This window comes from Armatimonadota bacterium, assembly GCA_020354555.1.
Taxonomy (GTDB): Bacteria; Armatimonadota; Hebobacteria.
Genome location: CP070648.1, coordinates 417,099 through 425,247 on the forward strand (window position 1 = coordinate 417,099; position 8,149 = coordinate 425,247).

Annotated in this window: 6 protein-coding genes; 2 read left to right on the top strand and 4 right to left on the bottom strand. The window is 67.3% G+C overall.

Going from position 1 to position 8,149, the window contains the following annotated elements; genetic code table 11:
* Position 1: 1 nt before the first annotated feature.
* Complete coding sequence (locus tag JSV65_01745) at positions 2-2,533, bottom strand: hypothetical protein (protein UCH35101.1); 2,532 nt, start codon at positions 2,531-2,533, stop codon at positions 2-4.
* Entirely contained in the window at positions 2,533-3,831 is a 1,299-nt protein-coding gene (locus tag JSV65_01750; protein ID UCH35102.1) for a family 10 glycosylhydrolase, read from the bottom strand. The genes JSV65_01745 and JSV65_01750 overlap by 1 nt, the downstream gene beginning before the upstream one ends.
* 317 nt (positions 3,832-4,148) lie before the next feature.
* Here JSV65_01750 and JSV65_01755 point away from each other — a divergent pair, with 317 nt between their 5' ends.
* Entirely contained in the window at positions 4,149-5,210 is a 1,062-nt protein-coding gene (locus JSV65_01755) for a PD40 domain-containing protein (protein UCH35103.1), read from the top strand.
* Positions 5,207-6,235, top strand: a complete 1,029-nt coding sequence (locus tag JSV65_01760) for a metallophosphoesterase (protein ID UCH35104.1) — start codon at positions 5,207-5,209, stop codon at positions 6,233-6,235. Before JSV65_01755 ends, JSV65_01760 begins: the two co-directional genes overlap by 4 nt.
* Positions 6,236-6,368: 133 nt before the next feature.
* On the opposite strand, the gene JSV65_01765 is transcribed toward JSV65_01760, so the two are convergent.
* Entirely contained in the window at positions 6,369-6,734 is a 366-nt protein-coding gene (locus JSV65_01765) for a sporulation protein (protein UCH35105.1), read from the bottom strand.
* 145 nt (positions 6,735-6,879) lie between these two features.
* Positions 6,880-8,149, bottom strand: a 1,270-nt coding sequence (locus JSV65_01770) for a cellulase family glycosylhydrolase (protein UCH35106.1), incomplete at its 5' end; no start/stop codon positions are given.

Sequence of the window (8,149 nt, forward strand, 5' to 3'; positions counted from 1 at the left end):
ATCAGGCGACAGAAAATGGCTCCACCGCATCCCGGTTGCCCAGGCGCACGACGCGCGGCTCGCCGAGGTCGGCGCTCCACGAGATCGCGTACGGAATCCCCGGCAGCAGGTCGAAGCAGTTGTCCGCCATCGCCGCCTCACCGTCCACGTCGAGGCACACGCCCCATGCGAACGCATCGGAGGTCAGGGTCAGCTGCCCTCCCTGCGCCTCCATGTTGATATCCGGCGCGCCGAATGCGAGGTCCTTGAACCGCGCCAGGAACAGGCGATGCTGCGAGACGACCTGCCCGTCCTTCAGTAGCTGCGCGAACGCGCCCGCCTTGCGCGGATCGAGCGCATCCCACTCCGCGCGATCGAACCGCCCGAGCGGCGTCGATGCGTTCGCCGGCAAACTGACGGATGCGCTCTCGTCCAGCGCCAGCCCCCCGGCGAGCAGAAACAGCCCGTACCGAAGCTCGCCGCACCACGCCTCTGTCGTGTCGTTGACGCCATACACCGTGACAACGCCGTCCTCTTCCACAACAAACACTGCCACCGGCTGGAACGCCCGTCGCACGGGGTGATATGCAAGCTTCCTGCGCAGGTAGTAGTCAACGATCGTCCACCCATGAGTGACCGGCCAGGAATCGTTGTACATCCAGAACACCGCGCACGCGCTGCTGAACATGCGGCGGCGGTAGTTGGCGATGTATTCCTGTAAGCCCTCGGCCTGGAGCAGGGCGCTGACGAACGCGTATTGCTCCCAGTCCATCGCCAGCGGATCGCGCCCGGTCCAGAATTCCACCGTGGCGTACGCGCGGCCGATCTCGCCGGGCCGCGAACCGGTTGACGCCAAGGGATTGTCGTGGTGTTCCCAACTCGGCGACAGCAGGCGCCGCTGGTCGTCCGGGATGAACTGGCGCAGGGTTGCGGGCGACGACGCGCCGAGCACGCCGCCCTCGTTGGCGAACCGGTCCACGAAGCCGCGGTACTGCCACCAGTCAGCCGGCCCCGGGGTCAGAATCGAGACGCCCCACGGGTGCTGGTCGCCGACGGTCGGATCGTTCGGGTGCCGGAAATCGGGCGACCACGGCGAGCTGATCCAGTGCAGCGTGGACGGGTCTTCCGTGCGCACGATGAGCGGGATATCGTGATGGAACATCGCGTAGTGCGGGTGGGTGCGCGCGCGGTCGTCGTACCCCCAATCCCAGTCGCCCCACTCGATCTCATTGTTGCCGCACCACACCACAAGCGCGGGATGATGCGCCAGCTCGCGCACGACGTGCGTCACCTCGCGGCGCACCTCAGCCGCAAACTCGGGATCATCCCCGGGATACTTCGAGCAGGCGAAGACGAAGTCGTGCCACAGCAGCACCCCCGCCTCGTCGCACGCCTCGCACAGCGCGTGATCGGCATACACGCCCCCGCCCCACACGCGCAGCATGTTGAAGTTCGCCTCCACCGCCAACCGCACCAACTCGCGATGGCGCTCCCGCGTCACCGCGCTGTGCAGCAGATCCGGCGGCACCCAGTTGCCGCCTTTGCAGAATACCGGTCGGTCGTTGATCCGCAGGACACAGTAGCTCCCCTCGACCGGGTGCGGCGACTGATCCATCTCAACGCGGCGCACGCCGGTGCGGCGGGTGACGGATTGCGTCTCCCCGCCCGCCGCCAGCGCGACCTCAACGGTGTAGAGATACTGCTCGCCGTGATTCACCGGCCACCACAGCCGCGGGTCGGCGATGTCGAGCGTCAACTCGCGGCGGCTCTCGCCGGGCTCGATGGTCACCGGCAGCGTCGCCTCCTGCCCGGTCTCGATGATGCGCGCGCTCAGCGTGCCTTCCGCCGCCTGCTCCCCGACGCCCTCGAGCGCGGCGCGCACGTGCACCGTCGCCGTTGACAGATCATCGCTCGGCATCGCGAACACCGTCACCTGACCGAGGCGCGGAGCCGTGAGCCACGCCAACTCCACATCGCCGAGGATGCCGACGTTCATCAGGCGCGGGTTCCAGTCCCACCCGCCCTGGTACTGCGGCTTGCGCAGCCAGTGGCGCTTGGTCAGCAGGTCGGTCGGCGCGCCGGAGTACTCCGCGCCCGGCTTGTCCGCCGCGGCGTGCATGCCCGTGCTGATCCTCACCACCAGCAGGTTGTCGCCCGCCCGCAGCTTGCCGGTCACGTCAAAGCCCGCCGGGCGAAAGGCGTTGGCGTGGTGCCCGATTGCCTCGCCGTTCAAGACCACCGTCGCGTCTAGCTCCAAGCGCTCGAACACCAGGCTCGCGTTGGCTTGCAGCGCCTCCGGCGGCACGGCGAAGCTATGACGGTACACCCAGAACATCTCCTCCACCCAGCGCGCCTTGAGCGAGTTGAGGCCGACGTTCGGGTCGTCGAGCAGACCGGCTTCCATCAACACCTGGTGCACCGGCGCCGGCACCCGCGCGCGCAGCACGCCTCGCCCGGGAAGCGCGTCGCCCATCAGCTGCTCCGGCGCGACCAGGAACGCGCCTTCTGCATACGCCAAATCCCACGTCCCGTTTAACGACAGCGATCCGCTCATCACATGCCCTCCGCCGCGTGGCGACGCATCGCCGCTTGCAGCTCATCCCGGTTCGGCTTGCCGTCTATGTAATCCGCTTCCCAGAACAGGATCTGCCTGGCGCCCAGCGTGCGCGCCAGGGCAACGTCCGCCTCGACCTCCTCCACCGACGACGGCACCCATGCATAGAGCCACACGTCCACTTTGCCCTCCGTCTCCTCGCGTACCGCGTTGTACGCCTTCTCCGCGTCGCCGCCCGCGAGGTAGTACCCGGCCGCCACCGCCGCGTCCATCAGCTCTTCACGCGCCCACGTCTTGACGTCGAGCAGCAGCCCGCGCAGATTGCCGTGAATCCGGTCCTGCATTCCGCGGTAGCACCAGGGATGCGCCACCATCACCGAAACCGGCATGTCGCGTTTCCGCGAACCCACGAGCTTTCGCACCGCACGCATGAACTCCGTGTGCGGCCCCGCGCGGAACCGCACCCACCGTTCGTCGCCGTTCGGCACGTCGTGTGGGTCAACCCCATGCTTCGCCTTGAAGCCCGCGACCAGCGGATCCTCGTACCCGTGATCGGCGACCCCCTCCCCATCGGTTTGCGGGTTGTCGCGCACATCACCCGTGCGAATCCAGTCCAGGAAGATTCCGTCCACCTCATAGTTCTCGACGATCTCGCGGACGATGGCCAACTTGTATTCCATCACTGCGGGAAACGCGAAGCTCTGCTGTGAGCGGTAGAACTCGCCGTCGCGCTTGCGCCAGCGGCTTTCCGGGTGGGCGATCGCGAACCGGCTGCGGATTCCCCAGCCGTGGTCGTCCTCGTTGATCGAAAGCCACGCGTGGATCTGCAGGCCGATCTCGTGGCCGTAGCGCACGGCTTCGGCAAGCGTGTCGAAGGCCCCGTAGTCATATCGTTCGATTCTTGCCAACAGCGCCGCACGCGCATCCGGCGTCATTTGCGTGTAGCGTTGGGTGAACGCTTCGTCCTCCGGCGTCGTCGGGTGCCAGAAGTTATTGTCTTCCCATTTGCCCTGCGCGTCCATCAACGTGCTGCGATAGAGCGACCGCCCGCCGTCGAGGCAGCGCCAGTACACCCGCGACCACCCGCACGCCTTGCAGGCGTCCAGCATGTGACGCACGCCCTGCGGCCCCCACGCCACGCCCTCGCGCAGCATCCAGTCGGAGTGCGTCAGCGGCGCGCTCAGAATCAGCCTCCGCCCAGAGGCTTCGGCGGATGCGCGGTCGCCGAGAGGTGAATCCTCCGTCGCCGACGCGATGCCCTGTATGCCCATCCCTGCCATTGCCCCTACGCCCGCCATGAGGAATCTCCTGCGCCCGAGCCTCATGCTGTGCCTCCGCGAGTCGATTGACCGCGCCAAGCAGCGATCCGCGCCGCGCCTCGCCTCCCGCGCTTGACTCATCCGCACGCCATGTTTCGCTGGCGTGGCCAGCGTTTCCCTGCTCCACTTCCGAACGCGACCACCGCGCGCGCCGCCGCCATCTCCCGCATTGCCTCAGCAAGGGCGTACAGGTGCGCCCGTCGAAGGGACAGCATGAGAATTGCCGTGCCAATGGGCGCCGCCCGGGGCGTCGCATGATCTGCAGACTGCCGTACAATCCCAATCCGGATAGGCCTATGAAACGATTCCTTCTCTGCAGCCTGGCCTTCGCGCTGCTCGGCATCACCGCGCTCGCAGCGCCGGCCGACTCGAAACCAACGCTCGCCTTCCTCGGCCAGCGCGACGGGCGCGTTGAGGTGTACTCGTGGTCGGTCGGAGAAGCTGCGCCGCGGCAGTTGACCGACATCGGCGCCTCGTGGGCCGCGGACCTTAGATGGTCGCCCGACGGACGGCGGCTGTGCGTCACGCTGAACCAGGAGGGGCTCGGCCTGTGGGTGATTGACGCCGCCAACGGCGAGGCGACGCGCCTGACGCCTGTTGAAGAAGACGCCCTGGAGCCCCGTTGGGATGCGGATGGCGCGATACTGTATTTCTCGGCCGGTTCGACGTGGCCGTCCACCGCCCCCGTCTGGCGCCGCCAGGATGCGCCGACCGCCGACGATCCGGAGTTGCAGCGCATTTACCGCGTACCTGCCGCCGGCGGCGACATCACCGCCATCACCGGACCCGGGCGCTACTTCGACCTCGCGCCCGCGCCCGGCGGCGGAGTGATCTTCGGGGAAGACCTCGGCGACGGCACATCGCGCCTGGTGCACGCGGGCCGCGACGGCACGGTCGTCCGTTACTGGGAACCGCAGGCAGGCGCATGGCTCGGCGCTCCCGCGCCCTTCGGGGAAGCGCTGGCTGCGGAGCAGCTCATCGGCTGGGATGCGAGCCTGGCGCTGCTCTCCAACGGTGATTGCAGGACTTTCGCGCACGACCACTTGGCCTGGTTCCCGACGTGGAGCCCGGACGGGAAAGGCATCCTGGCGGAGACGGTCTTCAACGACCGCCGGGCTATCCTGTGGGCTGACCCGGGACGTGGCACGACCCGCCTTTGGGGCCGCCCGAGCGGCGATTGGAACGAGTGGAATCCGCAGTGGTCGCCCGATGCCAAGCTGGTCGCATACACCAGCGACAACGGAGGGAAATGGCGCGTCTGCGTCGCGACCCGGTCCGGCAGAGATCTCGCGGCCTCGCCGGACAACTTCGAGCGAGGGTACGCCGGCGTCTTCCGGCCGCAGGGAGGCGCGAGATGAGACTCCGCTCCGCCCTGCTCCTGGTGCTGCTGAGCTGTGCCGCGCCGTGCGCCGCCCGCGACGCGTCGGGTAAGCTCGACAAACTCGTCCTGCCCAACGAATGCCGACCCGCTCTGGCGATGCCCGGTGACAGCTTCCAAGTACTAGTCCGCGATGGCGAGATAAACGCGGAGGTCACCGTGATCCTCTCCGGGCGCGACGCGCGCGCTGCTCTCGATCTGCGCGCGACCGGCCGCCGCGAGCCGGACGGCGCTGCATGGTTTCGCGCGACCGTGCCTGCGGATCTTCTCCCCGGGGCGTATTCGCTGACCGTTCAGCTCGGCGCGCAGTCCGACACCAACCCGCGATCCGTCTTCGTCGTCGAAGGCTTTCCCACGGACTACACAGTCGCGCAGCTCACCGACACGCACATCGGCTCCGGCCGATTCCCGGCGGCGGAGACTCTGCGCTCGCTGGCCGCCGAGGTCAACCGGGAGAAGCCCTTCCTCATCCTCATCACCGGCGACGTGACCGACCACGGGGAGCCGAATGAGTACCAGGCATTTGTCGAACTGCTGAGCTGCTTCGACGCGCCGACGGTCGTCTGCGCGGGGAACCACGACCGCAATCGCCCAACGCTCGACAGCGCGTTCCTGGAATACTGCGGGGATGCGAACTACTTCTTCAACGTGGGATCAGATCGTTTCGTGGCCTGCGACACCGAGTTCCGCTGGACTGACTGGCAGAGGGATCCCCAGTGGCTCGCTGTGGTTCACGCGCTGCGCGGCGAGCCGTCAACCCGCTGGCGCGTGCTCTTCACCCATCGCTACGAGCCGGGGATGTCCCACCACCTCCAGCGCTACCTCTACGGGAATCGCCTCTTGGCCTACGTCGCCGGCCACTGGCATCACGACTTCGTCGGCGAGTTCCCGGGTGGAACCAAGTGGATCGCCACCGCCCCCTCCGTCGCAGGCTGCTGGCGCATGTTCGACATTGGGCCGCAGGGCATCGCCATTGGCCCGCTGCGACGGACGACCGGCGGCTAGTCCGGACTATTCATGACGAGCGCGCGTTTCGGACACACCGCCTGCCTGGGCAGTCATGAATTATCCGCGAGCAGCGACTGTGGCGTACGCACGGACCATACGGCCGACCTGCGATGGGTATGAATAATCCAGGCTAGTCCTCGCGCCGGCTGCCCGCGATCTTCCGGATCGTCCACAACAGCATGACCGCCACCATGGATCCCGCCACGGCGACCCTGGTGACGTCAACCACCGGCACCCACCGTTCGCTCTCTTTCGTGACGATGAAGCAGCCCAAGGGCTGAACGTTGACCCCCAGGCCGCCGCCTCCCCCGACGCCCTCCTGGCCCTGCTCGGCCTCGCCCTGACGGCCCTGGCCGCCGCCCCCGCCGCCGTACGACACGCGCGCGACCGGTATGATGGTCTTGCCGGCGACCTCGCGCGATTCACCGTACGCCGTCTCGACCCGCGCGGTGCCTGCCACCTGGTCGAGCATTTCCTTCACGCGCTCAAGCGCCATAGTGCCACCTCCTCACTGCTTTCTACTCGTGGCGTGGTTTTGGCCGCGCCACGCCCGCAGCACTGTCACGGAAGAACGACAACGCCCGGCCACGTTGCCGCGACGCCGTCCCTGAGAGCCCGACGTCAGCCCGGGCGCTGCGGGTTCACGAAACCCACAGCGTCCGCTCACCGTCCACGACCCATCGCGTGTCCTTGCGAATCACGCGATAGGTCTTGCCGACGCCGGCATTGAGCCCCGTGGAGTACCCCCCTTCAACCGTAACCTCACTCTCACTGATCCATGTGATCGTGCGGGCACGCAGAATCATGCCCGGCTTCCCCGTCGCCTGGTCCACGAACCGGGCATCCGTCAGCGAGCATCGCGAGAACGGCTTCACCCCTTCGTCGCGCATGAACTGCTGCATCAGATCGTCCCCCGGGTCGTGATCTTCGTCCTGCCCGGTCGCCAGGAAGTAGGCGTCCGCCGAGTTGCGTTGCATCTCGTAGCGGAAAACCGCCTCGCGAATCGCGTCTTCCGCCGCCGACCGCGGGCCGATGGTCATGTCCTTGGTCAAGATGCGATCCGCCGGCACGAAAATGTAGAAGGGGTCGCCGTGAAGATACGCCTTCTGCCCCGGGATCGCCTCCACGTCGTGCGCGTCGCCGGTTGTCCACGCCGCAATCCGGTACCGCTTCCCATCCGAGAACAGCAGCAGGTAGTCCTCCGGCGCCGACTCGAGTCGCTTGACGAAGCGCATCCCCGTGAGCGCCTTCACCAGTCGCTCCATCGCCCGGTAGGCGGGCTTCGGCTGATAGTCCAGCGTCACCGTCCCGAAATGATGCTCCGGCTCCTTCGGGTCCGGTCCGTCATCGTGCCAGTCGTACCAGATGGACAGCGGCACCCCCGACATCAGATTCGTCAGGAACTGCCGCGGAAGGTACTGCCCCTGGCGCTTTTCGTCGAAATCATCCCACACGGACGAGTACCCCCACTCGCCCGACAGAATCGGCATGTCGGGTCGGTCGGGGCAGTACCGCGCGATGAGTTCCCGCAGCCGCTCGTAGTCCTCCGCCGCGGTCTCCGGCGGCTGCTTGCGGTAGGGGTGAACCGTCACCCCATCCACGAGATCGAGCAGCCCCTGGCGGAAACACTCCTCCAGGAAGTCCATCGGGATGCCTGAGGTCGCCGGCGCCGCACAGAGCGCTCCGGCATCGGCCTGCCGAATCGCCGGGAACACCACCTTCGCCAGAGCCATGTAGTCGTTGACACTCGGCTGCGGCTTCCAGAACCCGATGTTCGGCTCGTTCCACAGCTCCCAGATGATGCCGCGCCCGCGGTAGCGCCCGGCCGCCGCCGCCGCGAACCGCGCGAACGCTTGCCGGCCTTCTTCCGTGCGCACGCTCTGGTCGCTTTCGTACAGCGAATTACCGTAG